At 73.3% G+C, this 23,768-nt stretch carries 30 protein-coding genes; 10 read left to right on the forward strand and 20 right to left on the reverse strand.

Going from position 1 to position 23,768, the window contains the following annotated elements:
* Positions 1–16: 16 nt before the first annotated feature.
* Positions 17–532 (reverse strand): O-acetyl-ADP-ribose deacetylase, encoded by a 516-nt coding sequence (locus GA0070604_RS28875; protein ID WP_091125592.1) that lies wholly within the window; start codon positions 530–532, stop codon positions 17–19.
* Position 533: 1 nt separating this feature from the next.
* On the reverse strand, positions 534–1,325 hold the full coding sequence (locus GA0070604_RS28880) for an EI24 domain-containing protein (protein ID WP_244162257.1): 792 nt from the start codon (positions 1,323–1,325) through the stop codon (positions 534–536).
* A gap of 155 nt (positions 1,326–1,480) precedes the next feature.
* On the opposite strand from GA0070604_RS28880, the gene GA0070604_RS28885 reads away from it, so the two are divergent.
* The 5 genes from GA0070604_RS28885 to GA0070604_RS28905 are packed head-to-tail and all read left to right on the forward strand — an operon-like array spanning position 1,481 to position 6,059.
* Positions 1,481–2,389: an ABC transporter ATP-binding protein gene (locus GA0070604_RS28885; protein WP_091127489.1), complete on the forward strand. Its 909-nt coding sequence runs from the start codon at positions 1,481–1,483 to the stop codon at positions 2,387–2,389.
* Positions 2,390–2,402: 13 nt separating this feature from the next.
* Positions 2,403–3,137 (forward strand): ABC transporter permease, encoded by a 735-nt coding sequence (locus GA0070604_RS28890; RefSeq protein ID WP_091125599.1) that lies wholly within the window; start codon positions 2,403–2,405, stop codon positions 3,135–3,137.
* 10 nt (positions 3,138–3,147) lie between these two features.
* Positions 3,148–4,413: a sensor histidine kinase gene (locus GA0070604_RS28895; RefSeq protein ID WP_091125603.1), complete on the forward strand. Its 1,266-nt coding sequence runs from the start codon at positions 3,148–3,150 to the stop codon at positions 4,411–4,413.
* The gene (locus GA0070604_RS28900) at positions 4,410–5,051 is read left to right on the forward strand and encodes a response regulator (protein WP_091125606.1); all 642 of its coding nucleotides are present in this window, start codon (positions 4,410–4,412) and stop codon (positions 5,049–5,051) included. Before GA0070604_RS28895 ends, GA0070604_RS28900 begins: the two co-directional genes overlap by 4 nt.
* Positions 5,052–5,075: 24 nt before the next feature.
* The gene (locus GA0070604_RS28905; RefSeq protein ID WP_091125609.1) at positions 5,076–6,059 is read left to right on the forward strand and encodes a helix-turn-helix transcriptional regulator; all 984 of its coding nucleotides are present in this window, start codon (positions 5,076–5,078) and stop codon (positions 6,057–6,059) included.
* An 82-nt stretch (positions 6,060–6,141) separates the two neighbouring features.
* Here GA0070604_RS28905 and GA0070604_RS28910 read toward each other — a convergent pair whose 3' ends face one another.
* Positions 6,142–7,056, reverse strand: a complete 915-nt coding sequence (locus GA0070604_RS28910; RefSeq protein ID WP_091125612.1) for an SDR family oxidoreductase — start codon at positions 7,054–7,056, stop codon at positions 6,142–6,144.
* Positions 7,057–7,133: 77 nt separating this feature from the next.
* Between GA0070604_RS28910 and GA0070604_RS28915 the strand changes: the two genes are divergently transcribed.
* Positions 7,134–7,814 carry a nucleotidyltransferase domain-containing protein gene (locus GA0070604_RS28915; RefSeq protein ID WP_091127490.1) on the forward strand — a complete coding sequence of 227 codons (681 nt, stop codon included), beginning with the start codon at positions 7,134–7,136 and terminating at the stop codon, positions 7,812–7,814.
* A gap of 85 nt (positions 7,815–7,899) precedes the next feature.
* Here the strand turns inward: GA0070604_RS28915 and GA0070604_RS28920 are convergent, their stop codons facing one another.
* From GA0070604_RS28920 to GA0070604_RS28940, 5 genes are all read right to left on the reverse strand, one after another.
* A complete protein-coding gene (locus GA0070604_RS28920) occupies positions 7,900–8,637 on the reverse strand; it encodes an alanyl-tRNA editing protein (protein WP_091125615.1) in 738 nt (245 codons plus the stop codon).
* A gap of 11 nt (positions 8,638–8,648) precedes the next feature.
* Entirely contained in the window at positions 8,649–9,536 is an 888-nt protein-coding gene (locus GA0070604_RS28925) for an alpha/beta fold hydrolase (RefSeq protein ID WP_091125619.1), read from the reverse strand.
* A complete protein-coding gene (locus tag GA0070604_RS28930; protein ID WP_091125622.1) occupies positions 9,533–9,853 on the reverse strand; it encodes a DUF2516 family protein in 321 nt (106 codons plus the stop codon). Before GA0070604_RS28930 ends, GA0070604_RS28925 begins: the two co-directional genes overlap by 4 nt.
* Positions 9,854–9,925: 72 nt before the next feature.
* Entirely contained in the window at positions 9,926–10,735 is an 810-nt protein-coding gene (locus GA0070604_RS28935) for a hypothetical protein (RefSeq protein ID WP_091125626.1), read from the reverse strand.
* On the reverse strand, positions 10,732–11,421 hold the full coding sequence (locus GA0070604_RS28940) for a helix-turn-helix domain-containing protein (RefSeq protein ID WP_091125629.1): 690 nt from the start codon (positions 11,419–11,421) through the stop codon (positions 10,732–10,734). The genes GA0070604_RS28935 and GA0070604_RS28940 overlap by 4 nt, the downstream gene beginning before the upstream one ends.
* A gap of 110 nt (positions 11,422–11,531) precedes the next feature.
* Here GA0070604_RS28940 and GA0070604_RS28945 point away from each other — a divergent pair, with 110 nt between their 5' ends.
* Positions 11,532–12,329 carry an alpha/beta fold hydrolase gene (locus tag GA0070604_RS28945; protein ID WP_141721406.1) on the forward strand — a complete coding sequence of 266 codons (798 nt, stop codon included), beginning with the start codon at positions 11,532–11,534 and terminating at the stop codon, positions 12,327–12,329.
* Positions 12,330–12,400: 71 nt separating this feature from the next.
* On the opposite strand, the gene GA0070604_RS28950 is transcribed toward GA0070604_RS28945, so the two are convergent.
* The 4 genes from GA0070604_RS28950 to GA0070604_RS28965 all read right to left on the reverse strand — a co-directional run bounded on the left by GA0070604_RS28950 (position 12,401) and on the right by GA0070604_RS28965 (position 15,936).
* Positions 12,401–13,360 (reverse strand): asparaginase, encoded by a 960-nt coding sequence (locus GA0070604_RS28950; RefSeq protein ID WP_091125633.1) that lies wholly within the window; start codon positions 13,358–13,360, stop codon positions 12,401–12,403.
* Between the two features lie 94 nt (positions 13,361–13,454).
* Complete coding sequence (locus tag GA0070604_RS28955) at positions 13,455–14,282, reverse strand: beta-keto acid cleavage family enzyme (protein WP_091125636.1); 828 nt, start codon at positions 14,280–14,282, stop codon at positions 13,455–13,457.
* A gap of 116 nt (positions 14,283–14,398) precedes the next feature.
* Positions 14,399–15,511: a CAF17-like 4Fe-4S cluster assembly/insertion protein YgfZ gene (ygfZ, locus tag GA0070604_RS28960; protein ID WP_091125640.1), complete on the reverse strand. Its 1,113-nt coding sequence runs from the start codon at positions 15,509–15,511 to the stop codon at positions 14,399–14,401.
* Entirely contained in the window at positions 15,508–15,936 is a 429-nt protein-coding gene (locus tag GA0070604_RS28965; RefSeq protein ID WP_091125643.1) for a Fur family transcriptional regulator, read from the reverse strand. The genes ygfZ and GA0070604_RS28965 overlap by 4 nt, the downstream gene beginning before the upstream one ends.
* 69 nt (positions 15,937–16,005) lie before the next feature.
* Between GA0070604_RS28965 and GA0070604_RS28970 the strand changes: the two genes are divergently transcribed.
* Positions 16,006–16,998: an aminotransferase class IV gene (locus GA0070604_RS28970; RefSeq protein ID WP_091125647.1), complete on the forward strand. Its 993-nt coding sequence runs from the start codon at positions 16,006–16,008 to the stop codon at positions 16,996–16,998.
* Here GA0070604_RS28970 and GA0070604_RS28975 read toward each other — a convergent pair.
* Together GA0070604_RS28975 and mtfM are read right to left on the reverse strand one after the other, a co-directional pair.
* Positions 16,962–17,549, reverse strand: coding sequence for a heme-binding beta-barrel domain-containing protein (locus GA0070604_RS28975; RefSeq protein WP_091125651.1), 588 nt, complete (start codon positions 17,547–17,549; stop codon positions 16,962–16,964). The two genes, GA0070604_RS28970 and GA0070604_RS28975, sit on opposite strands and share 37 nt — an antisense overlap.
* Positions 17,550–17,586: 37 nt before the next feature.
* Positions 17,587–17,691, reverse strand: a complete 105-nt coding sequence (mtfM, locus tag GA0070604_RS34040; protein ID WP_274534545.1) for a small membrane protein MtfM — start codon at positions 17,689–17,691, stop codon at positions 17,587–17,589.
* A gap of 23 nt (positions 17,692–17,714) precedes the next feature.
* On the opposite strand from mtfM, the gene GA0070604_RS28980 reads away from it, so the two are divergent.
* Complete coding sequence (locus tag GA0070604_RS28980; protein WP_091125654.1) at positions 17,715–18,077, forward strand: DsrE family protein; 363 nt, start codon at positions 17,715–17,717, stop codon at positions 18,075–18,077.
* Between the two features lie 33 nt (positions 18,078–18,110).
* On the opposite strand, the gene GA0070604_RS28985 is transcribed toward GA0070604_RS28980, so the two are convergent.
* From GA0070604_RS28985 to GA0070604_RS29005, 6 genes are all read right to left on the reverse strand, one after another.
* Positions 18,111–18,977: a hypothetical protein gene (locus tag GA0070604_RS28985; protein WP_091125658.1), complete on the reverse strand. Its 867-nt coding sequence runs from the start codon at positions 18,975–18,977 to the stop codon at positions 18,111–18,113.
* Positions 18,978–19,152: 175 nt separating this feature from the next.
* Positions 19,153–19,476 carry a DUF1416 domain-containing protein gene (locus tag GA0070604_RS28990; protein ID WP_091127491.1) on the reverse strand — a complete coding sequence of 108 codons (324 nt, stop codon included), beginning with the start codon at positions 19,474–19,476 and terminating at the stop codon, positions 19,153–19,155.
* Positions 19,477–19,481: 5 nt separating this feature from the next.
* On the reverse strand, positions 19,482–20,330 hold the full coding sequence (locus GA0070604_RS28995; RefSeq protein ID WP_091125661.1) for a sulfurtransferase: 849 nt from the start codon (positions 20,328–20,330) through the stop codon (positions 19,482–19,484).
* Between the two features lie 206 nt (positions 20,331–20,536).
* Positions 20,537–20,614 (reverse strand): Ms5788A family Cys-rich leader peptide, encoded by a 78-nt coding sequence (locus tag GA0070604_RS34425; RefSeq protein ID WP_311202345.1) that lies wholly within the window; start codon positions 20,612–20,614, stop codon positions 20,537–20,539.
* A 138-nt stretch (positions 20,615–20,752) separates the two neighbouring features.
* Positions 20,753–21,538 (reverse strand): LmeA family phospholipid-binding protein, encoded by a 786-nt coding sequence (locus GA0070604_RS29000; protein WP_091125665.1) that lies wholly within the window; start codon positions 21,536–21,538, stop codon positions 20,753–20,755.
* Positions 21,539–21,621: 83 nt separating this feature from the next.
* Entirely contained in the window at positions 21,622–22,671 is a 1,050-nt protein-coding gene (locus GA0070604_RS29005; RefSeq protein ID WP_091125669.1) for a hypothetical protein, read from the reverse strand.
* A 254-nt stretch (positions 22,672–22,925) separates the two neighbouring features.
* Between GA0070604_RS29005 and GA0070604_RS29010 the strand changes: the two genes are divergently transcribed.
* On the forward strand, positions 22,926–23,639 hold the full coding sequence (locus tag GA0070604_RS29010; protein ID WP_091125672.1) for a winged helix-turn-helix transcriptional regulator: 714 nt from the start codon (positions 22,926–22,928) through the stop codon (positions 23,637–23,639).
* Positions 23,640–23,768 lie beyond the last annotated feature (129 nt).

Raw genomic sequence — 23,768 nt, forward strand, 5'->3', positions numbered from 1 at the left:
TGGGACGGGGCGGGGTTCAGTCCCGCCGGGCGACCCGCTCGGCGACCGCGTACGTCTCCGCGCCGAAGAGCACCAGCCGCGCCTCGGTGACGTGCGCCGGGGCGGCCGCGTTCAGCACGGTCAGCACCTGACGTACCGCGTCGTCGACCGGCCAGCCGTAGACACCGGCGGAGACCAGCGGAAACGCGACAGTCTCCGCGCCCAGCTCGTCGGCGACCCGCAGGCTGTTTGCGTAGCAGTCGCGCAGCAGCGCCGAGCGGTCCTCGCCGGGGGAATGGACCGGCCCGACGGTGTGGATCACCCAGCGGGCCGGCAGGTCACCGGCGGTGGTGGCGACCGCCTGCCCGGTCGGCAGTCCACGGCCGTACCGGGAGGCGCGCAGCGCCCGGCACTCCGCGAGGATGGCCGGCCCGCCCCTGCGGTGGATGGCGCCGTCCACTCCCCCGCCGCCGAGCAGCGAGGAGTTGGCGGCGTTGACGATCGCGTCGACGCGCTGGGCGGTGATGTCCCCCTCGACCAGCATGATCACCATGTCAGCCCTCCTCGATCGACTGTCCGAGCGATCGGCGGGCGAGCAGGGTGGCGCCGGCCACGGCGGCCGGCATGACGAGCACCGCGCCGAGCGGGATCAGGAAGCAGACGAAGACCGCCACCCCGAAGCCGAGTGCGGTCGGCCGGTCGGCCCGCAGCAGCGAGCGACGCTCCGGCAGCCCCATGCCGCGCCGGTAGAAGGGCGCGCCGACCAGCTCCAGGGCGAGGAACCAGCCGCCCACCGCCGCCCCGATCACCGGCACCACGGTCTGCCCGACCACCGGGATGAAACCGGCCGCGAAAAGGGGTACGCCGATCAGCACGGAGACGGCCACCAGCCGCAGCGAGTCGACGAGGCTGCGGCGCAGCGAGGCCCAGAACGGCACCTCCACCGCGCCCGGGGTGCCGCCGAGCCGGTCCTCGACCCGCTCGGAGATCTTCTCGTAGAACGGGTCGCCGATGATCAGGGTGACCGCGGTGAAGGTGAGCACCCCGAGCAGCCCGCCCAGCCCCAGGAGGGCCAGCCCGGCAACGACCCGGACCAGGCTCCGCCAGGTCGCCGACCAGTCGTCGGCGAACGGGGTGACCAGCGCCGCCAGGTCGTCCACGAAATACACCAGGGTGGCGAAGGCGGTGACGAAGAGGGCGCCGGAGATCAACGCCGGCACGACACCGAGCAGCATCAGGCCGGGGCTGCGCACGTAGAGGCCGATGCCGCGCAGCAGCAGCCCGACGCCGGAGAGGAACCGGCCGACCGCCCCGGTCACCGGACGCGCGATGTTGGTCACGTCCACACCGGAGAGCGTAGCCACCTCGGCCACATCAACCGGTTGGTGGATCGCCGGGGTCATCCCACGCCGGTCCCGATCTTCGCCGGCCGGTCGATGTCCCGCCGGGCCGCCGCCGCGACGCTGGACAGGGTACGAACGCGACGGTGAAGGGCGGCGTGATGCCGGTCATCGAGGTAACAAACCTGCACAAACGGTACGGCGATCTGGTGGCCGTGGACGACGTGTCGTTCACGGTGGCCGCCGGGGAGATCTTCGGCGTGCTCGGCCCGAACGGCGCGGGCAAGACCACCACGGTGGAGTGCCTGGCCGGGCTGCGCGTCCCCGACGGGGGCGGGGTGTCGGTCCTCGGGCTCGACCCCCGCCGGGACGCGACCCGGCTGCGCGAGCGGGTCGGCGTGCAGCTACAGGAGAGCCAACTGCCGGACCGGCTCCGGGTGGCCGAGGCGCTGGAACTCTACGCCTCGTTCTACCGGGATCCGGCCGACCCAGCGCGGCTGATCGACGAGCTGGGTCTCGGCGACAAGCGGGACACCCCGTACAAGAAGCTCTCCGGCGGTCAGAAGCAGCGGCTGTCGGTCGCGCTGGCGCTGGTCGGCAACCCGGAGATCGCCATCCTGGACGAGCTCACCACCGGGCTCGACCCGCAGGCCCGCCGGGAGACGTGGGGGCTCATCGAGCGGGTCCGGGACCGTGGGGTGACGATCGTGCTGGTCACCCATTTCATGGAGGAGGCCGAGCGACTCTGCGACCGGCTCGCGGTGATCGACAAGGGTCGGGTCGTGGCCCTGGACACCCCAGCCGGCCTGGTCTCGCGCGTGGCACCCACCCAACGGGTCCGGTTCCGGCCCTCCGCGCCGGTGGACGACCGGCTCCTCACCGACCTGCCCGAGGTGGCCTCGGTGGCCCGCACCGGCAGCCAGGTGGTGGTGACCGGCACCGGCGAGCTGCTGCACGCGGTCACCTCGGTGCTCGCCCGCAACCAGATCGTCGCCGCCGACCTGCGACTCGAGCAGTCCACCCTCGACGACGCCTTCGTCGAGCTGACCGGACACCGATCCGGCAACTGAGAGAGGAAGACAGATGCACGCCTTCGGGCAGATCCTCAAGATCGAGGCGAGGCTGTACCTGCGGGACCTGCCGAGCCTGCTCTCCACCTTGGGGGTGCCGACCCTGGTCCTGGTGGTGCTCGGGCTGATCCCCGCGCTGCGCGAGCCGGACCCGCTCTTCGACGGACAGTCCTTCGTCGCCTACTTCGCCCCGTCACTGCTGGTGATCACGCTGGCGATGGCAGGACTGAACGTGCTGCCCAACGTGCTGGCCACCTACCGGGAGCGCGGCGTGCTGCGGCGGCTCTCCACCACCCCGGCCAGCCCGGCGGCGCTGCTCGCCGCCCAACTCGTCATCACCCTCTGCGCGATCCTGGCCAGCGCGGTGCTGCTCGTCGTGGTCGCCCGGCTCGCGTTCGGGGTGCCACTCCCCCGGCATCCGTTCGGCTTCGCGGCGGCCTTCGTCCTCGGTACGGCGGCGCTGCTCGCGCTGGGGCTACTGGTGGCGGCGGTCGCCCGGACGACCAAGGCAGCGCAGGCCGTGGCCGTGCCGCTGTTCCTGCTGACCATGTTCTTCGGCGGGGTCTACCTGCCCCGGTTCCTACTGCCGGACTTCCTGATCCGGATCGGGGACTACACGCCACCCGGTGTGGAGGCGCTGCTCGACGCCTGGACCGGCACCGCGCCGCAGCCGCTGCACCTGCTGACGATGATGGTGGTCGCCGTCGTCGCGGGTACCGTGGCGGCCAGATTGTTCCGTTGGGAGTGAGTCGACGCCGATGAGCAGCATCTCTGAGCAGGCCGACCGACTGGCCGCCTCGGAGGCCCGCGAGGTGAGCCTCTACCGGGTGCTGCCGTACTTCGGGCTGGCCGTCGGGGCGTTGCTGGCCACGTTCGCGCCGGTACCCCGCGCCCTTCCCGTCGCGCCCACCCTGGCCGTCACCGCCGCCGCCGGCTGCTGGGTCGCCTGGTTCATCAATCTGCACCCCGGCTGGATACGCCGCCGGTCGTTGATGGCGGTCTACTACGTCGGGCTGCTCGCGTTCGCCGCCGTGCTGGTGCTCGCCAGCCCGTGGTACGCCTTCTTCGCCTGGGTCGGTTTCCTGCACGCGTTCCTCGTGCTGCCGGGCGGCTGGCGGATCGCCGGGGTGGCCGCCACCGCCCTGCTGGTCGCCACCGCGCAGGGCGGTGGCCCGCCCTCTTCGCCGGCGCACTGGCTGCTCTGGTCCGTGCTGGTGCTGTTCAACGCGGGCCTGGCCAGTGGGGTGGGCTGGTTCAGCGAACGGCAGACCACCAACCGCAAACAGCTCATCGAGGCACTCGCCGAGGCCAACCGCCGGCTGGCCGAGACGGCGCGGGAGAACGAGGGCCTGCACGCCCAACTGCTCACCCAGGCCCGGGAGGCCGGCGTGCTGGACGAGCGACAGCGGATGGCCCGGGAGATCCACGACACGCTGGCCCAGGGGTTGACCGGCATAATCACCCAACTGGAGGCGGCCGAGCAGAGCCGGGACCGGTCGGCCGACTGGCGACGCCACGTGGACAACGCGCTCGCCCTTGCCCGGGGGAGCCTCACCGAGGCCCGGCGCTCGGTGCGGGCGCTCCGCCCGGAGCCGCTGGAGACGGCCCGGCTGCCCGACGCGCTCGCCGAGCTGACCGAAGGGTGGTCGACGATCAACGGCGTACGGGGTGAGATGAGCACCACGGGCGATCCGCGCCCGCTGCACCCGGAGATCGAGGTGACCCTGCTGCGCGCGGCCCAGGAGGCGCTGTCCAACGTGGCCCGGCACGCCGGAGCGGCCCGGGTCGGACTGACCCTGTCGTACATGGCGGACGTGGTCACCCTCGACGTGCGCGACGACGGGGTGGGTTTCGACGTCGCCGCGCAGGCCGGGATGCCGCGGCGGCCGGACGGCGGGTACGGGCTGACCGCGATGCGGCAGCGGGTGGCCCGGGTCGGCGGCAACCTGGCCGTCGAGTCCGAACCGGGCGGCGGTACCGCCCTGTCGGCGACCGTTCCCGCGCTCTACGGCGGTGTCGAATGAGCGCCCCGGTCCGGCTGCTGATCGTCGACGACCACCCGGTGGTGCGGGACGGGCTGCGCGGCATGTTCGCCGGCGACCCCGGGTTCGAGGTGGTCGGCGAGGCCGCGGACGGGGCCGAGGCGCTGGCCCGAGCCGCGACGCTGCACCCGGACGTGGTGCTGATGGACCTGCGGATGCCCGGCATGGACGGGGTGACCGCGATCGGCCGGCTGGCCCGCTCCGGCAGCACCTCCCGGGTGCTGGTGCTGACCACGTACGACACGGACGCGGACGTGCTGCCGGCGATCGAGGCCGGCGCCACCGGCTATCTGCTCAAGGACGCGCCCCGGGAGGAACTGGTCCGGGCGGTGCGGACCGCCGCCCGCGGTGAGGCGGTGCTCTCGCCGAGCGTGGCCGGCCGGCTGATGGGGCGGCTGCGCACTCCCGCCGAGGAGCCGCTGAGCCAACGGGAGCTGGAGGTGCTGACCCTGGTGGCGCGGGGGGCGTCCAACCGGGAGGCGGCCGTCCGGCTGTTCATCAGCGAGGCCACGGTCAAGACCCACCTGCTGCACGTCTACGCCAAGCTCGGCGTGAACGACCGGGCGGCCGCGGTCGCCGCCGCGTACGACCGGGGCCTGCTCACCCCCGGCGGGCGGTGACCGGGCCCGGGGCAGGATGGACGGGTGCGGGCGTCCCGGTTGATCTCAGTGGTGTTGCTGCTCCAGTCACGGGGGACGATGACCGCGGCCGAGCTGGCTCGCGAGCTGGAGGTCTCCGAGCGGACGGTCTACCGGGACGTGCTGGCGCTCTCCGCCGCCGGGGTGCCGGTGTACGCCGACCGGGGCCGGACCGGCGGCTACCGGCTGCTCGGCGGCTACCGGACCCGGTTGACCGGGCTGACCCGGGACGAGGCGGAGGCACTCTTCCTGGCCGGGCTGCCCGGACCGGCCGGCGACATGGGCCTCGCCGACGCGGTGGCCGCCGCCGAGCTGAAGGTGCTCGCCGCGCTGCCGCCGAGCCTGCGGGACGCGCCGGCCCGGACCGGGCAGCGGTTCCACCTCGACGTGCCAGGCTGGTTCCGCGAGTCCACCCCGCCCCGCTGGCTGACCGAGCTGGCCCGGGCGGTCTGGCGGGACCGGGTGGTCGAGTTGCGCTACCGCCGGGGCGAGCGGGAGGTGACTCGCACGGTCCAGCCGTACGGGCTGGTGCTGAAGAGCGCCGCCTGGTATCTGGTCGGCCGGGTCGGCGACGGGTACCGCACCTACCGGGTGGACCGGGTGCTCGGCGTCGAGGTGGGCACGGAGATCTTCGACCGGGACGACGGCTTCGATCTGGGGGCGTACTGGCGGGAGCAGGCCGAGGCGTTCCTGCGGCAGATGCTGCGGGCCGAGGTCACCGTCCGGCTCAGCCCCGCCGGCCGGCGCGCCCTCCGGCACGTGGCGGAGGCCCCCTTCGCGTACGAGGAGGCGATGGCCGGGGCCGGGGAGCCGGACGAGGAGGGCTGGGTGACGACCCGGCTGCCCGTCGAGTCCGTGCCGGTGGCGTACGACGTGCTGCTCGCGCTCGGTCCCGAAATGGAGGTGCTGGAGCCACCCGAGCTGCGGGCGCGCTTCGCCGAGGCGGCCCGCCGCTCGGCCGCTCTCTACACGGCCGGCAGTCAGACGTAGAAAGTGGATCAGGCAGCATCGGCCGGAGTCGGCGACTGACCGAGAGGGCCCCGGACGGTTCCGGAGCCCCCTCTGCCGCCGGTCAGCGGTAACCGGTGTCGTCGGCCGGCCTGCCGGTCGCCACGACCTCGTCGTGGTACCGCGCCCAATGTGGGCGGGTGCCGTCGAGATCGGTGAAGCCGTACACCTGGGCCAGCCCGCCGCTGTCCACGGACTGGCCGTTCCAGCGGGCCCGGTCCGGGTCGGCGGCCAGGGCGGCCACCGCGCGCCCGACGAAGGCCGGTGTCTCCGACATGACGAAGTGCGGTTCCTTCGCCGCGCCGTCGCGCCAGTTCGCCTCGGTGACGCCGAAGTGCTCCAGCATCGCCTCGGACCGCAGCCAGCCGGGGGTGAGCGCCACCGCCGTGCAGCCGTGCGGCGCCAGCTCGTGCGCCTGGGTGAAGGCGAGCCGGTTCACCGACATCTTGGCCAGGTCGTAGAAGACCGAGAGCCGGTACGTGCGGTCGTTGTACTCCCTGGTGCCGTCACCGATCTCGACGACCAGGCCGCCCGGGTTGCGAATCAGCAGCGGCAGGGCGAAGTGGCTGGTGATGATGTGGGTGTCCACGGCCAGCCGGAGGGTGCGGAAGCCCGCGTCGAGGGGTTGTTCCCAGACCGGCTTCTCCCAGGTGATCAGCGGGTCGGCGCCCCAGATGTCGTTGACCAGCACGTCCAGCCGGCCCTTTTCGGCGTCGATTCGCTCGACCAGGCGGCGTACCTGGTCAGGGTCGAGGTGGTCGACCGGTACGGCGATGCCGGTGCCGCCGGCCGCGGTGACCAGCTCGGCGGTCTCCTCGATGGTCTCCGGCCGATCCATCTCGGACCGGCGCTGCCGGGTGCTGCGGCCGGTGGCGTAGACGGTGGCCCCGGCGGCGCCGAGCTGGACGGCGATCTGCCGGCCGGCACCGCGGGTCGCCCCGGCGACGAGCGCGATCTTCCCTGTCAGCGGTTGCGTCATGCGGACGACGATGGCAGTGATACCTGACAGCGAAAGTCCGGTTTTCCGGCCGTTCCGGATCCGCCATCATGGCCGGCATGCACCTGCTGCTCTCCGGGATCGTCGGCTCGGTCGCGTACGGGCTGGCCGGCCCCGACTCGGACGTGGACCGGATCGGGGTCTTCGCCGCCCCGACGGTCGCCTTCCACGGCCTGCACCCGCCCCGGGAGTCGGTGGTCACCACCGAGCCGGACGTGACCCTGCACGAGGCGGGGAAATACTGCCGGCTCGCGTTGAGCGGCAACCCGACGGCGACCGAGCTGATGTGGCTGCCCGACGACTGCTACGAGACCCGGACCGAGTTCGGCGAACGGCTGATCGCCATCCGGTCGGCGTTCCTCAGCGCGCCCCGGGTCCGGGACGCCTACCTCGGCTACGCCAGCCAGCAGTTCCGGAAGCTGACCAGCCGTGATTCCAGCGTGGGTGGCCGGCGGCGGTCGGCGAAGCACGCCCGGCACCTGGCCCGGCTGCTGCACCAGGGGCGGGTGCTCTACGCGACCGGGGTGCTGGAGATCCGGCTGGCCGATCCGGAGTGGTTCCGCGCCTTCGGCGAGCGGGTCGCGAACGGCGCGCTGGCCGAGGCGGAGGCCCTGGTGGCGGCGGCCGAACGCGACTTCGACCGGATCCGCACCCCGCTGCCGGACCGGCCCGACGAGGCGACCGTGGAGCGCTGGCTGCTCGACGTCCGGGCCGCCCACCTGCCCGCCACCCACTCTTGATCATGATATTGTTGTGCTCGGCCCCGCCGTGTCGCGACAACGACATCAGGATCAACCACTTGGGTGCCGAGCGGGCACCCGGCGGCTAGTCCGCGAGGCGGACGCGGACTCGGCGGTTGGCCCGACCCTTGCTCTCCACCTTGACCACCTGGACCTTGCCGATCTGGGCGGTCGAGGCGACATGGGTGCCCCCGTCAGCCTGCACGTCCAGCCCGACGATGTCGACGATCCGGACCTCCCGCTCGTCCGGCGGGATCAGGTTGGACTGGGTACGGATGATGTCCGGCAGGGCCAGCGCCTCTGCTCGGGGCAGCACCCGCACGGCGACCGACCGGTCGGCGGCCACCTCGGCGTTGACCAGCTCCTCGATCCGGGACTTGAAGTCCGGTGGCACCTCGGGGAGGTTGAAGTCCATCCGGGCCTCGCCGGGTTCCATGTTGCCGCCGGTGACCAGCGCGCCGAAATCCCGGAACACCACACCGCAGAGCACGTGCAGGCCGGAGTGGGTCCGCATCAGCATGGTCCGCCGGGCGTCCTCGACCGCGCCGGTGACGGCGGCGCCGACCGGTGGCACCGGATCACCGTCGGCGGGAATCAGCCAGAGGTCGTCGCCCTTGCGGGTGCCCACGATCCGGGTCTGCGTCCCCTGCCAGAGCAGCACCCCGTGGTCCGGCGGCTGCCCGCCACCGCCCGGATAGAAGGCCGACCGGTCCAGCACGATGCCCTGCTCGGGATCGGCCGCCAGCACCGTGCACGCCCACTCGCGCAGCGTGGGGTCGGCGAGGTCGAGGCGGTGCGTACGGCCGTGATGTGTGACACCCATGACAGGGGACGTTACCCGTTGAGGAAGGTCGAGATCCGCTCCCGCAGGTCGGCGCGTTCGGTCCAGAGCACGCCCGGCCGGTCGTACACGTGCAGGGTGGCCTGTGGGAGCGCGGCGGCGAGCTGCTCGGCGACCGCCACCGGGTGCAGGTCGTCGCCGGCGCAGCCGATCACCAGCGCCGGCGCGGTGACCCCGGCGAGCACGGCGGCGTCCCGCAGCGGGGCCTGCTCCGGCAGGCTGGCCAGGCCCGGCGCGAGCCCGTCGCGCAGCAGTTGGTCGAGCCGCTGCCGCAGGTACGCCCACCCGGCCGGGGTGTTGCGCACGGCCGGCGGCAACTCCAGCGACACCACGTCGGCCAGTGCGGAGGCGTCCCCGTCCGCCACGGCGTCGAGCAGGTCCGTCAGCCGGGCCCGGGCCACCTCGCCGCGCGGGGTGTCCAGCACCGCGGGGAGGAAGAAGACGAGCCGTTCGAAGCGTTCCGGGCTCTCGACGAGCAGCCGGCACAGCGCACCCGCGCCGAGGCTCGCCCCGAAGGCTCGGGTGGCACCGCCGAGATCGGCGATCGCCCGCAGATCGCGGGCCAGGTCCAGATAGCTCCACGGCCCCGGGGGCGAATCGGAGCGGCCGTGCCCACGGAACTGAAAGAAGATCTTGCGGCCGGTGACCGCGCTGCCGAACGGCCGCGTGGTGGCGATGCCGTTGCCGAGCCCGTGGGCGAACACCGTCACCGGATCACCGGTGCCGGTGACCAACCGCTCCAGCCGTACGTCGTGCGGGGTGGTGACCAGCTCGGTTTCCGGCTCGGGCAGGGCTGGCCGGCCGGTGCGGGGCGCGCCGGGACCGGGACCCCAGGTACGCGGGCCGCCGTCCGGCGGCGGGGGCCAGCGAAAGCCCCTCACCAGAATCCTCGGCCGTCCTGCAGGTCGCGCAGCCCGACCCGAACGTCCAGCAGGTAGATCAGCGCCGCCGCGATGCCGATCAGGCCGAAGATGCTCAGCGGTCCGAAGCCGAACGCCGGCAGCGTCAGAACCAGGCAGAGCGCCAGAATCGCGATCCAGCCGCCCTTGGGCAGCGTGCCGATCGCGGCGAACGCATCGGAGCGCTGGGTGATCGCATGCACCAACGCCACTCCCTCGATCACCAGGGCGAAGACGAGCAGGATCAGCTCGATCACGTAGCGGACTTCGTACACGAAGATCGGCGCGGCGTAGGCCATGTCGGCAAGCTTATGCCGAGACCCCGGAAACGTCCGAGAGGACGCCGTCCGGGGTCTCGGTCCAGGATCGACCTACTCGGCGGTCGGACGGGTCCGCCTGGTGGTCTTCGGCAGCTTCGCCGACGGGGTGTCCGGCTTGGCCGCAGCGGACTTGGCGGCCTTGGCGGCGGTGGACCGGGTGGCCCGGGTCCGCTTCACCGCGGCCGGCTTGCCCTCGACCGGCTTGGCCTCGGCCGGGCTGGGCACCTCGGCCGGGCTGGGCACCTCGGCCGGCTGCTCGGCCTCGACAGCCGGCTGCGCGACCTCAGCGACCGGCTGCCCCGCCTCGGCGGCCGGCGTGCGGTCGGCCTCGGTCGCCTCGATGTCGGCGTTCACCGTGTCCGCGGCCTCCAGTACGCCGCTGCCGACGACCCGCTCACCCCGGGCCACCAGATCGGCGTACGCCGCCAGGGCGCGCTCCTGGGCGTCGGCCATGGCGCGCTCGGCCCGGGCCTGCGCGGACTGCGCGCCGGCCAGCACGGCGGCGGCGTTACGGGCGGCCGCCTCGCGGAGCTTGGGCAGGTCGAACTCGGCCGCGGCCCGCTCCCGCAGGCCGCTCGCGCTCACATTGGCCGCCCGCTCCCGGAGGCCGCTCGCGCTCACATTGGCGGCCCGCTCCCGGAGGCCGGTCGCGGTGAGGTTGGCGGACTTCAGCGTCTCGGTCGCCTTCTGGCGCAGCTCGACGCCGGTGACGACGGCCTTGCCGCCGAGGTCGGCGACGACCCGGGGGCCCAGCTCGCCCACCACGCCGGGGAGCTTGCGCAGCTGTTCGAGAGCCAGCTCACCGACGCCAGCGGCGGCGTAGAGCGGGGCCGGAATGCGGTTGGTCTTCGGCTGGGTCATGACTTCTCCTCCTCGGCCGCACCGGCGGCCTGCCGGACCGCCCCACGGGCGGTCTCCTCCTCGGTAGCGGCGACGGTGTTCGGGGCGGGGGCCGGCCCCGCCTCGGTGACGGCGACCGACTCCAGGACCGCCTCGGTCGGGCTGACGCCCGGCGTCGCGGGGCCGGTCGCGGCCGGCGTGACGGTGGCCGGAGCCTGTGGCGCCTCGCCCGGCGCCCCGGCCGTCGGGGCCGGTCCGGCCGCCGCCCGCGCGGCGGGGCTCTCAGCCGGCCCGGCCGCCGCCTGCCCGGCGGCGCTCTCGGCCTGCTCGGCGGCGGCCTGCGCGGCGGCGGTCGCCTCGGCGAGCCGGGCGTTCTCCCGGCGGAACGTCTCGTAGATCTGGGTGAGCGACTGCTTCTGGGCCATGGTCAGCTCGGGGTCGACGGAGATCGCCGCGAGCACGCCCTGCCCCTCCTTGGCGTCGAGCAGCCCGGCCCGGAGGTACATCGCCGGGGTGGAGACCCGCAGGGCGCTGGCGAGTTGCTGGAGCACCTCCGCGCTCGGCTTGCGCAGGCCGCGCTCGATCTGACTGAGGTACGGATTGCTGACGCCGGCCTGCTCCGCGAGCTGGCGCAATGAGATCTTCGCGTTCCGGCGCAGGTCGCGAATGAACCCGCCGACGTCGGGAAGGTCCTTGCTGGTGGCCATGACTCCACGCTAGCTCGCCCCGCTAGCTGCTGCAAGCAAAATGCTTGCCACAGTTAGCAGGCCCCGGCCGGCCGGTTGCGCGCACCGAATCCGGTCCGTACCGTGCCCACGTGGCCAAGATCGAAATCAATGGCGCCCTGCTCGCGTACGACGAGGCGGGCAGCGGCAGCCCGGTGGTGCTGCTGCACGCCGGGATCGCCGACCGGCGGATGTGGCAGGGCCAGGTCCCCGCGCTCGCCGCCCGATATCGGGTGATCTCCGTCGACCTGCGCGGATACGGCGAGTCCGAGTTGCCGCCCGCACCGTTCACGCATCACGACGACGTGGTGGGGCTGCTGGACGCCCTCGGCATCGCGCAGGCCGCCCTGGTGGGCTGCTCGTTCGGCGGCAAGGTCGCGGTGGACACCGCGCTCGCGTACCCGGGGCGGGTCTCCGCGCTGGCCCTGTTCGGCGCCCCGGTCTCCGGTAACGAGTGGTCCGAGGAGGCCGAGCAGCTCTGGGAAGAGCTGGTCGGCGAGGTGGACCCGGAGGACTTCGCGGCGACCGCGGCCGGAGAGGTGCGGTTCTGGGTGGTCGGCCCGACCCGCCGACCGGAGGACGTCGACCCCGAGCTGATCCGGTTCGCCGAGGAGATGGACCGGCGGGCGCTCGCCGCCGAGCAGGCGCTCAGCGCCGTCGACGTGGAGGAACTCGACCCCCCGGCGATCGACCGGCTGGCCGAGCTGCCGATGCCGGTACTGGTCGGCACCGGCGCGGACGACCTCGCGGACCTGCGGCGCCTCGCCGACCGGATCGCCGCCGAGGCGCCGCAGGGCGTACGCATGCCGGACGTTACGGACGCCGCCCACCTGCTGCCGCTGGAACGCCCCGAACCGGTCAACGCCGCCCTGCTCGACTTCCTCCCCTGACCGGATGCGGATCTTGGCGGGTCGGCCCTCCCGGGGCCAGTTCCCGCCGAGATCCGCCCGGGTGGGGCCGGCTACCAGACCGGGCGCACCGCGCCGACCGGAAGGCCGCCGCCGAGCAGCGGAATCTCGGCGTACTCGCTCAGCACCGGGGCCTCGACGCCGAGCCGGCGCAGCGCCGACACCAGCACCGGCATCCGGGCCCGCCCCGCGCCGTCGTCGATCTTGAGGGCGACCGCGCCGACCTCGGGGACCGCCGCCGCGATCACACCCTCCGCGCCGACCTTGGCCAGCAGCCCGGGTACGCCCCGCATCAGCCGGGTGTCGTCCGCCCGGGTGCCGCCCACCAGCTCCGGGTACGCCCGCATCGCGTCGGCCACCGTCCGCTCGACGGTGCCGGGCTCGGCGGAGACCAGCCGCAGGAACGCCCGCGCCAGCCCGGTCAGCGAGACGGCGAGCACGGGCGCGCCGCAGCCGTCCACCCCGACCGCCGCCACCGACTCCCCGGTGAACTCCTCGATCGTGGCGGTCAACCGCTGCTGGAGGGGGTGCTCGGGCCGCCAGTAGCCGTCCACCGGCCAGCCGGCGGCCAGGCAGGTCAGCAGCATCCCGGTGTGCTTGCCGGAACAGTTCATCTGGACCCGCCTCGGGCCGCCGCCGGCCCGCAGCACCGCCTCCCGGGCCGCGTCACCGACCGGCAGGTCCGGCGGGCAGTGCAGCGCCTCCTCGGTCAGGCCGGCGCGGCCCAGCAGGCCGGTGACCCGCTCCACGTGGAACTCCTCGCCGGCGTGGCTGGCCGAGACCAGCGCCACGTCGGCCCGGTCGGTCAGCGGCAACCCGGCCCGCAGCATCCCGACCGCCTGCATCGGCTTGTTGGACGACCGGGGGAAGATCGGCCCGGCAGTGTCCCCGGCCTCGGCGACGGGGGCCCCGGCGCCGTCGAGCACCACCACGGAACCGCGGTGGATGCCCTCCACGAACCCGGACCGGACCACCTCGGCGAGCGGCACGCCGCCCTCGTACGTCTTTCCCACGAAGTGGACGGTACCGACGGGCGCGGCGGCCCCGGCACCGGGGTGACCTGCGGTGCCGGGTGGACGGGTACAGGGATGCCGGGCAGGCCGTGACTTACAGGCCGAGCAGCAGCCGAGCCTCGGCGGTGGTCAGCGGCGGACGCTGGGCGAGCTGGGCGAAGCCGACCGCGCGGGCGACGAGCTGCATGTTGGACTCGACCGGCTGTCCCTTGGCGTAGGTGACGGTGTCCTCCATGCCGACCCGGAGGTGACCGCCCGCCGAGAGGGACGCCAGCATCACCGGGATGGTGCTGCGGCCAATCCCGGTGGCCGAGAAGGTGGTGCCCTCGGGCAGGTCACGCAGCATCTGCTGGGCGGCGACCAGGGTCGCGGCGGTGCCCGGCATACCGCCCGGCACGCCCATCACGAAGTCGACGTGCACGTGCCCGCCGTGTGGCAGCCCGTACTTGCCGAGCAGGCGCTGGAGGGCGGTGAGATGACCGAGGTCGAAGATCTCGTACTCGGGGACGACGCCCTTCTCCTGCATCCGGGTGTGCAGGTCGACAATGAACTCCCAGCGGTTCAGGAAGACGTCGTCGCCGAAGTTGACCGTGCCCATGGTGCAGGAGGCCATGTCCGGGCCGGCATCCAGCACGGCCAGCCGGTCGGCCTCCGGGTCGGTCACCGCGCCACCAGAGGAGAGCTGCACGATCAGGTCGGTGCCCTCCCGCAGCGCCGCCACCGTCTCCCGCAGCCGGCCCTGGTCGAGGGTGGGCTTCGCCTCGTCGTCGCGAATATGGACGTGGATCACGGAAGCGCCGAGCGCCTCGCACTCCTTGGCGGTCAGCAGCAGCTCGTCAAGGGTCACCGGCAGCGCCGGCACATCCGCCTTGGCCGACTCCGCGCCGGTCGGGGCAACCGTGATCAACGTCCCTGTCGTCATGTCGGCGATCCTAGACCGCCGACTCCTCTGCGTCGACCAGCGAATGCAGCAGGATTCCTTGAATCCGCCTCGGTTACCGGAAGATTTCCGTCTTGTGGCGGCCGAGGCGACATCCCTTACGCCGGCTCGATGGCGGCGGCGCTCTCGCCCACCGTCAGCCGGGCGTTGTCGGGAACGTTGCGCTTGACCACCGCGAGGGCGATCTGGCCCAGCTCGTGGTGGTGCACCGCGGTGCCGACGAACCCGACCGCCCGGCCGTCGAGGGTCACCGGCGTGCCGGCGGCCGGCGGCTGGTCGGTGGTCACCCCGTCCAGGTGCAGGAGTACGAGGCGACGCGGCGGTTTCCCGAGGTTGTGCACCCGGGCCACCGTCTCCTGCCCCCGGTAGCAGCCCTTGTCCAGGTGCACGGCCGGCGCGATCAGGTCCACCTCGGCGGGGATGGTGCGGTGATCGGTGTCCACCCCGACCCGGGCCCGCCGGGCGGCCACCCGGGTCGCCTCGTACGCCCACAGCCCGGCCACCGGCACGCCGGCCCCGCGCAGTTCGTCCACCACCCCAGCCATGGCCGGGCGAGGCACCAGCAGGTCCACGCCGAGCGCCACCCGCCGGGCCCACCCGCCGATCGGCAGCGCCTTCACGTCGTACAGCGCGGTGGGCCGGGATGGCAGCTCGCCGGAGCGGAACTTCGGACCGGGCACCGCGACCTGGTCCGGCGCGGCCAGCCCGGTGACGCCGAGGGTGTCGAGCGCGCCGGTGGCCGCCGGCCCGACCAGCGAGAGCAGCGCGTGGTCGGCGGTGGCGTCGCGCGGCTCCACCTTGCTGAAGAACCGCATCTTCTCCAGGTACGACAGCAGCCCGTCGGTCATCCCCGGCTCGGTGTCCAGCCAGGTGGTCTCGCCGTCATCGACGACCATGGCGTGCTGCTCGACGTGCCCGTGCGGGGAGAGCACCAGCAGTTCCGTACCCTGCCAGGGGCGCAGCGCGGCGAGATGCTGGCTGGTCAACGTGTGCAGCCAGCCGGTCCGTTCCTCGCCGGGCACCGCCACGACGCCCCGGTGCGACCGGTCGACCAGGCCGACGTCGGTGGCGAGGACGCGCTGCTCACGCATCGGGTCGCCGTAGTGGGCGGCCACCGGGCCGACCCCGGCCGCCCGGTGGGCCGGCTGCGGCTGGTCCCGGGTCTCCTCGTCGATCGCCTCGGTGGCCACCGCTCCCGCGATGTCGATCATTTGCCTTCCCCGTCCTCGCACTGGCCGCAGACGCCGAAGAGCGCCACGTGCCCGATGTCGACCCGGAATCCTCGCTGCGCGGCCAACTGGTCGGCGAGCGGGCGGAGCAGCTCGGGCTCGATCTCGTCGATCGCGCCGCACTCCCGGCACACCAGGTGGACGTGCTGGTCCTCGCCGGCCGCATGATAGGTCGGCGAGCCGTGCGAAAGGTGGGTGTGCGTCACCAGGCCGAGCCGTTCCAACAGCTCCAGCGTCCGGTAGATGGTGGTGATGTTGACCCCGGCGGCCACCTCACGGACCGCCGTGTGCACCTGCTCCGGCGTCGCGTGCCCCAGCTCCATCACTGCTCGCAGGACAAGCTGCCGCTGCGCCGTCAGCCGCAGCCCACGGGAGCGGAGCAGTTCGGCGAGGGAGGATTCGGACACCGTCCGATCATAGTTCGGCCGCCGTGCCGGTCCGGCCGGCGGCGTCGTACCCGGCTACCCTCGGCCCTCGTGGAGGCGTCGCGGGTGGCCGTGCTGGGTCGGGGCGTGGCACCGGCCGGGGAGGCGGTGCTGCGCGGCGACGACCGGGGCGTGCTGCACGGCGACGGCCTCTTCGAGACCATGCACCTGCGCGGTGGGGAGCCCTGGCTGCGCGACGCCCACCTGGCCCGGCTGCGGGCCGGCGCGGCGGCGGTCGCGCTGGACCTGCCGCCAGCCGACGCGCTGGTCCAACTGCTCGACACGGTACGCGCCGGGTGGCCGCCCGAGGTGGAGGGCGCGCTGCGGCTGGTCTGCACCCGGGGGCCGGAGGGCGGTGGCCCACCGACCGTCTACGCCACCCTGGGCGAGGTGCCGGCGGCCGTACGGCGGGCCCGGCGGGACGGGTTGTCCGCGGCCACCCTGCCACTCGGGGTGGCCGCCCGGTCCCGCCCGGAACTGGGCTGGCTGCCGGTCGGGGTGAAGTCCACCTCGTACGCGGTGAGCACCGCCGCCCGCCGCTGGGCGGCCCGCGCCGGATTCGACGACGTGCTCTGGGTCTCCACCGACGGGTACGTGCTGGAGGGGCCGAGCGCGAACGTGGTCTGGCTGGCCGGGAAGACGCTGTGCACGGTGCCGGCGGCGGTCACCGGGGTGCTGCCCGGGGTGACCGCCCGCTGGCTGCTCGACCACGCCGCCGACCTGGGCCTGGCCGCCGAGGAACGCCTGGTCACCCCGGCCGAGCTGACGGACGCGGACGGCCTCTGGCTGACCTCGTCCCTCCGTGGCCTGGCGGAGATCAGCTCCCTCGACGGAACCCCGTTGCCCCCCTCCCCCCGAACCTCCGCCCTCCAATCCCTCCTGGCCTTCCCCGTCCCGCCCCCGACCCCGCCCCAGGGCGTTGATCAAGAAGTTTGCGTCTCCTGGAGAACGTTTCCGGACGCAAACTTCTTGATCAACCAGAGCGGGGGCGGGGGCTGGGGGTGGGGTCAGCCGGCGACGCGGGTCAGGCGGGCGGACAGGTGAGGGCTGAGCGGCTGGCCCATGGCGGCCATCTCCTGGGCGTAGAGCAGAGCGCCCTCGACGATGCCGAAGAGGCGGGCACCGGCGGTGACCTCCTTGGCGGTGGCCGTACGGACCACCGCGTCGGTGGCGAACTCGATCTGGGTGCCCCGGCGCTTGCCGATGTGCAGCTCCATCACGCCGGTGGGCGTGGTCATCAGGGCTTCCAGTTCGTCGGTGACCCGGTCACCGGCCATCACCGGGCGCCACCAGCCGACCTCACGGCCGGCCGGGCGGACCGGGCGGCTCTGCTCGTCGAGGATCCAGGCGCGGGACTCGTAGAACAGGAACGGCCGGCCGTCGTGGCTGATCCGGATCTCCTGCGCGTAGTCGAAGTCCTCGATGGTCGGGAACCCGCCCCGGCCGCGCCCGCGCCACACCCCGATGTACGGCAGCAGGCCGTCCAGGCTCGGGTGCAACTTCGGCCCGACCCGCAGGTCGTGGCTCTCCTCGTACGGGTACGGCTCGACAGGCGGCGCGTTCAGCCACGGCGGCTGCAGCGGGTTCTCGCTCACCGGTTCTTCTCCGTTCGCGACTGCGGGGCTCGCCGACTCACCATTTTCCTCTCGAGATCTTCACAGCCAGGTAGACCAGGCCACCGGCGAGCGCGCCCAGGCCGGCGACCAGCAGGCTGACGAACCCGATCTCGGTAACCATCCCGGCCATCCTATGCTGGCGCCATGGCCCGCTCTCTCGTCGTCAAGGTGACCGCCGGCGCGGACGCTCCCGAGCGCTGCGCGCAGGCATTCACCGTCGCCGCCACGGCGGCAGCCGCCGGGGTCGACGTGTCGCTCTGGCTGACCGGGGAATCGACCTGGTTCGCGCTGCCCGGACGCGCGCAGGAGTTCGACCTGCCGCACTCCGCGCCGCTGCCCGAGTTGCTGCACGTGATCCTGGCCACCGGCAAGGTCACCGCCTGCACGCAGTGCGCGGCCCGCCGGGACATCGACCAGGGCGACGTCATCCCCGGCGTACGTATTGCCGGCGCGGCGGTCTTCGTCGAGGAGGCGATGGCCGAGGGTGCCCAGGCCCTGGTCTACTGACGCGTTTCCCGGCGCGTAGCGGTCGGGGTCGGGTCAGGCCGGACAGCCGGTGGTGACGGCGACGCGAACCCGGCCGTCGACGCGCTCGGCCAGCACCGCGGGGTGGGATCGCAGGGCGTACAGGTCGGCGGAGTCGCGTACCGCGGGGGTGCCGTCGGCGGCGTCGCGGAACGCACTGGCCAGCGGCCTGCCGGCCGACCCGCCGGTGGCCTCGGCGTAAGCGGTCCGGGCCGTGCCGCCCGCCGGGCAGGGCGCGGCGACCACCTCGACCGGGCCGGTCGCTCCGCCCCAGCGGGCGAGGGACCGGGTCACCTCGGCGGACTCGCGCTCGGCGCCGGCCGTTCCTGGCGCGCGGTAGCCCGCACCGACCGGCCGGCAGCCGGTGGTGGCGGTGATCAGCACCCGGCCCGGCCCGGTGGACCGGCCCTCGACCGCGACGAACTCGCCCGCGTCCGCCCTGAGCACCGGGCCGTCGCCCAACGTCCGGACGCCCGCCCGCCAGGCCGCCGGCAGCCGATCGGCCATCCGCCGGAGCAGGCCGCCCGCGTCGTCACCCGCGACGACGACCTCCACGCCGCGGGTCAGCTCGGCACCAGCGTCCATCGGGGTGATCCGGCAGCCTCGGTCGAGCCGGTCCGGCACGATCGCCGGGACGCCGTCCCGGCCGACAGCGGCCAGCAGTTCACCGACCGCCCGGTCGACCACCGGCCCGGACTGATCAAGCGAGCGCTGCTCCCGCACCGTCGGCGGGTCGTGCCGTACCGACCACCAGGTCAGCCCGGCGAGCAGCACCCCCCACGCCACCGTCGCGGCCACCAGCCAGCGCAGCCCGCGCCGCCCCGGCGACGGCTGGCCGGAAAGGACCGGCGGAGCGTACCCCCCCTGAACACCACCACTCACCGACACATCCTGTCACGCGCCTCCCGACCCGCCGTCGATCATGGAGTTGAGGTGCCGAACACTGCCACAAAGCCGGGCGGATCGGGTGCCACAAGTCCATGATCGACGAGCAAACGGGGGTGGCCCGCCGCCCGGGGTGGGGCGACGGGCCACTGGCGGGGCGGTGTGTGACGGGTCAGGGGATGACGGTGACGGTGGCTTCGTTGAGGCCGCGGGTGGCGGTGACGGTGATGTCGCCGTTGCCGTGGCGGGAGAGGGCGCGCAGGGTCCAGTCGCCCGGCGCGGCGAAGAACCGGAACTGGCCGGCCGGGGAGGTCACCACCTCGGCGGTGAACTCGCCGGTCGAGTCGAGCAGCCGGACGTAGGCGCCCGGCACGGCCTCGCCGGACTCGGCCCTGACCAGGCCGGTGATGACGGTTTCCTTCTCCAGGTCCAGGCTGGCCGGCAGCGGGGCGGCCTGGTCCGGTGCGGCGCAACCGGCGGCGGTGGGAGCAGTCATCGGGATCACGCCTCCCCGGGCTCGTCGCCGAGCGCGACCGGCACGCCGACCAGCGAGCCGTACTCGGTCCAGGAACCGTCGTAGTTCTTCACGTTGCGGTGACCGAGCAGCTCCTGGAGCACGAACCAGCTGTGCGAGGAGCGCTCGCCGATCCGGCAGTACGCGATGGTCTCCTTGCTGTCGTCCAGCCCGGCGTCGGCGTAGATCTTGCGCAGCTCGTCGTCGGACTTGAACGTGCCGTCCTCGTTGGCCGCCTTGGACCACGGGACGCTGATCGCGGTGGGGATGTGGCCGGCCCGCTGAGCCTGCTCCTGCGGCAGGTGGGCGGGGGCGAGGAGGCGGCCCGCGAACTCGTCGGGGCTGCGCACGTCGACCAGGTTCTTGGTGCCGATCGCGGCGACCACCTCGTCGCGGAACGCGCGGATCGAGACGTCCGGCTCCTGCGCGACGTACTGCGTCTTCGGCCGCTCCACCGCGTCGGTGACCAGCGGACGGGCGTCCAGCTCCCACTTCTTGCGGCCGCCGTCGAGCAGCTTGACGTCGCCGTGGCCGTAGAGCTTGAAGTACCAGTACGCGTACGCGGCGAACCAGTTGTTGTTGCCGCCGTAGAGGATCACGGTGTCGTCGTTGGCGATGCCGCGCTCGGAGAGCAGCGCCTCGAACTGGGTCTTGTTGACGAAGTCCCGGCGTACCGGGTCCTGGAGGTCGGTCCGCCAGTCCAGCTTGATCGCGCCGGCGATGTGGCCGGTGTCGTAGGCCGAGGTGTCCTCGTCGACCTCGACGAAGACGACGCCCGGGGCGTCGATGTTCTTCTCGGCCCACTCGGCCGAGACGAGTGCGGTGTCGCGACTCATCAGATCACTCCCTGGTGAGGATTGGATGGTGAGCCAGCGCGTGGAGATCGAAGCCGGTAGTTTGTCGCACCACGCGCGGGACCCAGAGCTAGGAACGGATCACGGGTACGTGCGACGGCGCCGCTGCCGGGCGATCGGGAGAACACCGGAGGGTACGCGAACCCATCGTGCCGATGGCCGCTAGGCGGCCGAGGACAGCCCCGCCGTCAGATGACGGGGCGACACAGGCAGGTGGCCACGCGGCACAGGTCGACCGCGCGCCGTTTGGTGAGGAGCGTCCCCATGGGGACGGACACTACCAGCCAGCTCGGCCGATGCCACCGGCCCGACCAGCATCCGGGACACGGCGTGGGACCGCGGAAGGCCGGCTGCCGGGTCGTGAGCGGGACTGCCGCCAGCCGGGGCGGGTGGCGTCCCGCCGGTCACCCGGCGGTGTTGATCGGCACGTTCTGCGCGTCGGCGGTGACCAACAGGCCGTCCGGCTTCGGTTCCACCTTGCGGACGGTGAGCTGGAACGGCAGTTCGGGCAGGGGCAGGTTGACCGAGATGCTGTTGGCGTAGTTGGCCAGCAGCCTCCGGGCCAGCGGCAGATTCGGCAGGCCCTCGGCGGTGAGATCGTCGAACCGCAGCCCCACCTTGCCGTCGGTCACGGTCAGGTCGGCGGTGCCGGTGACGGTGAGCCTGGTGCCGAGGATGTCCGCCGGCGCGGTGACGACGAGCTTGCCGTCCCGCTCGCCGAGGGTGAGCCCCGGCCGGTCGAGGAGCTTGGCCATGCTGTCGTAGGAGACGGTGGCACGGCCGTCGACGCGCTCGGCGACCACGTCACCCCGACGGGTACGCAGCGTGTCCAGCGACGCCCGTACGTTGTGGGCGTCCACGTCGAGCCGAGGCACGCTGACCGCGTCGCCCTGCACGTTGCCCTGCACGTCGGTCAGCACGATCGAGATGCGCTCGTACTTCCCGTCGAGCACCTGGGTGACGAACGGGAACCCGGCCACCTCGACCGTGGGCGCCCCGGACCGTACGTCCTTCCGGGCGACCTCCTGCCGCACCTGCTCGGCGATGGCCCGCTCGGCCACCCCGGCCGCCACCCGGTCGACGACCACCAGCAGCCCGCCGAGCACCAGCAGCAGGACGACGAAACCGATCAGGACCTTCCGGCCGCGTCGCCGCGGCCGATCCCCGTACGCCCCGTGCGCCTGCGCCACGCCGCCTCCTCCTCGCCGTCCGCTGTCGTCCGTCTCGCGGCGCAACGGTACTTACCCGAGGCGCGAAATCCCCAACCGTCGGCTCAGAGGAAGAGCACGCACATGGCGTACGCGGCCGGCGCGGCGAGCGCGAAGCCGCCCAGCGGCCCCTGCATGTGCCGGGCGATCCACATCGTCGGCGGCTCGCCGGCCATCAGTCGACCCGCCTCGGCGTACCCGACGGCGAGGTCGGTCAGCACCGCGGTGGCCGCGGTGACCAGCCCGACCAGGGCGGCGCTGGTCGGGGTGAAGCCGACCAGGTAGCTGCCGAGCACCGCACTGGTCAGGGTGCCGAGCATGGCGCCCACGACCACGCCGGCGGCGCCGCGGGGCACCTGCGGGGCGAGCCGGGGCCAGGGCGCGATCGCGTCGGTGAGGCGGGCGACGAGCAGCGCGACGGCGGTGGCGGTGAGGCAGACGGTGATCGCCTGGGTGCCCTTCGGGATCCGGCCGAGCACGATCAGGCTGGCGAAGGCGACCACCCCCACCACGATCAGCAGGGTGCTGCCGAGCGAATCGGTCACCCGGACCCGGTCCACCCGGCGGACGAGCTGGCCGAGCACACCGAGCACGAAGCCGGCGGCGGCGGCGTACCCGAGCGGGGCCAGTCCGGCGATCTCGGACTGCACCGCCGCGACGTCGGCGATGGCGGCCGTCCCGGCGCTGATCAGCGCGACCACCAGCAGCGCCGGCGGGCGCATGGCCATCGTCCAGGCGAGCACGAAGAGCAGCTGTACGCCGAAGACGATGAACGCGAACGGCAGCCGGTGCCCCGGGCCGGCGGTCTGCGCGCCGAGCACCAGGCCGACGCCGAGCAGCGCGGCGAAGCCCGCGATGGTCAGTGCCAGCGGCCGGCGTACCGGGACCGGGGGTTCCTCCTCGTCGGGCAGGTCGGCGGGCTCGTCGTCCGTACGCCGCCCCGGGCCACCCTTGCGGAGCCGGCGCGGCCCCTTCCGGTCCTGCCGGTCCCCGCCGTCGTCGGCCGCGCCGCTACGCGGGCCTGGCGGGTAGCCACGGGAGGGGCCGTCCGGCCCCGGACGCGCGTCGTCGGCCCACGGGTCACGGCCGGTCTCGGGCGAGGTCGAGGGAAACACGCCCCGATCGTGCCAGACCGGGCCGGGCTGGCGGAGGCCACGGTTTCGGGGACGTTAAAACCTGAGCCGCGATCGGGGGCAGAAGGGGCAAACAGGAAAGGACCCAAAGGTGAAGGGCGGGCGATCCGTTACGCTCGACCCGTTACCCGCCCCCGCCAGCGACGCCGGGACCACGCAAGCTCTCAGCGTCACCCACCCCAGGCGTGCCGCTGGTCACGCGCGGCCGGAGAGCCGCCCGGGACGGAGGTGATCGTGTGGAGATCCTGCTGCTGGTGACCGCACGCGCAGGTGAACCATCGGCGGTGCTGCCGGCGCTCGACCTGCTGCCGCACTCGGTCCGCACCGCGCCCCGCGACGTCCGCACGTTGGTGTCCGGCCCGACCCCGGACGCCGTCCTGGTGGATGCCCGCGCCGAGCTGAGCGAGGCCCGGGCGACCTGCCGAATGCTGCACGCCACCGGGTTGGGCGTGCCGCTGGTCGCGGTGGTCACGGAGGCCGGCCTGATCGCGCTGAACGCGGACTGGGGCGTGGACGACGTCATCCTGGCATCGGCGGGTCCGGCCGAGGTGGAGGCGCGGCTCCGACTCGCGGTCGGTCGGCGGAGCAGCGCGACGGCCGGCACCGGCGGCTCGGTCCGGGCCGGTGAGCTGACCATCGACCCCGACACCTACGCGGCCAAGCTCAAGGGCCGCCCGCTCGACCTCACGTACAAGGAGTTCGAGCTGCTGAAGTTCCTGGCCCAGCACCCGGGCCGGGTGTTCACCCGGGACCAGTTGCTCCGCGAGGTCTGGGGATACGACTACTTCGGCGGCACCCGCACGGTCGACGTGCACGTCCGGCGGCTGCGCGCCAAGCTCGGTTCGGAGTACGAGTCGATGATCGGCACGGTGCGCCAGGTCGGCTACAAGTTCGTCGTGCCCCCGTCACGTTCATTACCGGAGTCGGAGCCTGCCCCGCTGCCCGTCTGACCGGAAATCTCCGCGTTCCCTCCTTCGGTGGAACTGATCCGATAAGCCCGTTTTATCCCGGTTAGTGAGATCTATTCTCACTGGCGGACTTATCGGACGAAGGAGGCGGCGGTGCGTGCGGTGACCACG

The organism is Micromonospora eburnea, assembly GCF_900090225.1.
Classification (GTDB): Bacteria; Actinomycetota; Actinomycetes; order Mycobacteriales; family Micromonosporaceae; genus Micromonospora; species Micromonospora eburnea.

Excerpts from the sequence above, each read along its gene's own strand:
- GA0070604_RS28875 (WP_091125592.1), bottom strand. The coding sequence starts at position 532 with ATGGTGATCATGCTGGTCGAGGGGGACATCACCGCCCAGCGCGTCGAC.
- GA0070604_RS28885 (WP_091127489.1), top strand. The coding sequence starts at position 1,481 with ATGCCGGTCATCGAGGTAACAAACCTGCACAAACGGTACGGCGATCTG.
- GA0070604_RS28890 (WP_091125599.1), top strand. The coding sequence starts at position 2,403 with ATGCACGCCTTCGGGCAGATCCTCAAGATCGAGGCGAGGCTGTACCTG.
- GA0070604_RS28895 (WP_091125603.1), top strand. The coding sequence starts at position 3,148 with ATGAGCAGCATCTCTGAGCAGGCCGACCGACTGGCCGCCTCGGAGGCC.
- GA0070604_RS28900 (WP_091125606.1), top strand. The coding sequence starts at position 4,410 with ATGAGCGCCCCGGTCCGGCTGCTGATCGTCGACGACCACCCGGTGGTG.
- GA0070604_RS28910 (WP_091125612.1), bottom strand. The coding sequence starts at position 7,056 with ATGACGCAACCGCTGACAGGGAAGATCGCGCTCGTCGCCGGGGCGACC.
- GA0070604_RS28915 (WP_091127490.1), top strand. The coding sequence starts at position 7,134 with ATGCACCTGCTGCTCTCCGGGATCGTCGGCTCGGTCGCGTACGGGCTG.
- GA0070604_RS28920 (WP_091125615.1), bottom strand. The coding sequence starts at position 8,637 with ATGGGTGTCACACATCACGGCCGTACGCACCGCCTCGACCTCGCCGAC.
- GA0070604_RS28930 (WP_091125622.1), bottom strand. The coding sequence starts at position 9,853 with ATGGCCTACGCCGCGCCGATCTTCGTGTACGAAGTCCGCTACGTGATC.
- GA0070604_RS28935 (WP_091125626.1), bottom strand. The coding sequence starts at position 10,735 with ATGACCCAGCCGAAGACCAACCGCATTCCGGCCCCGCTCTACGCCGCC.
- GA0070604_RS28940 (WP_091125629.1), bottom strand. The coding sequence starts at position 11,421 with ATGGCCACCAGCAAGGACCTTCCCGACGTCGGCGGGTTCATTCGCGAC.
- GA0070604_RS28955 (WP_091125636.1), bottom strand. The coding sequence starts at position 14,282 with ATGACGACAGGGACGTTGATCACGGTTGCCCCGACCGGCGCGGAGTCG.
- ygfZ (WP_091125640.1), bottom strand. The coding sequence starts at position 15,511 with ATGATCGACATCGCGGGAGCGGTGGCCACCGAGGCGATCGACGAGGAG.
- mtfM (WP_274534545.1), bottom strand. The coding sequence starts at position 17,691 with ATGGTTACCGAGATCGGGTTCGTCAGCCTGCTGGTCGCCGGCCTGGGC.
- GA0070604_RS28980 (WP_091125654.1), top strand. The coding sequence starts at position 17,715 with ATGGCCCGCTCTCTCGTCGTCAAGGTGACCGCCGGCGCGGACGCTCCC.
- GA0070604_RS28990 (WP_091127491.1), bottom strand. The coding sequence starts at position 19,476 with ATGACTGCTCCCACCGCCGCCGGTTGCGCCGCACCGGACCAGGCCGCC.
- GA0070604_RS28995 (WP_091125661.1), bottom strand. The coding sequence starts at position 20,330 with ATGAGTCGCGACACCGCACTCGTCTCGGCCGAGTGGGCCGAGAAGAAC.
- GA0070604_RS34425 (WP_311202345.1), bottom strand. The coding sequence starts at position 20,614 with ATGGGGACGCTCCTCACCAAACGGCGCGCGGTCGACCTGTGCCGCGTG.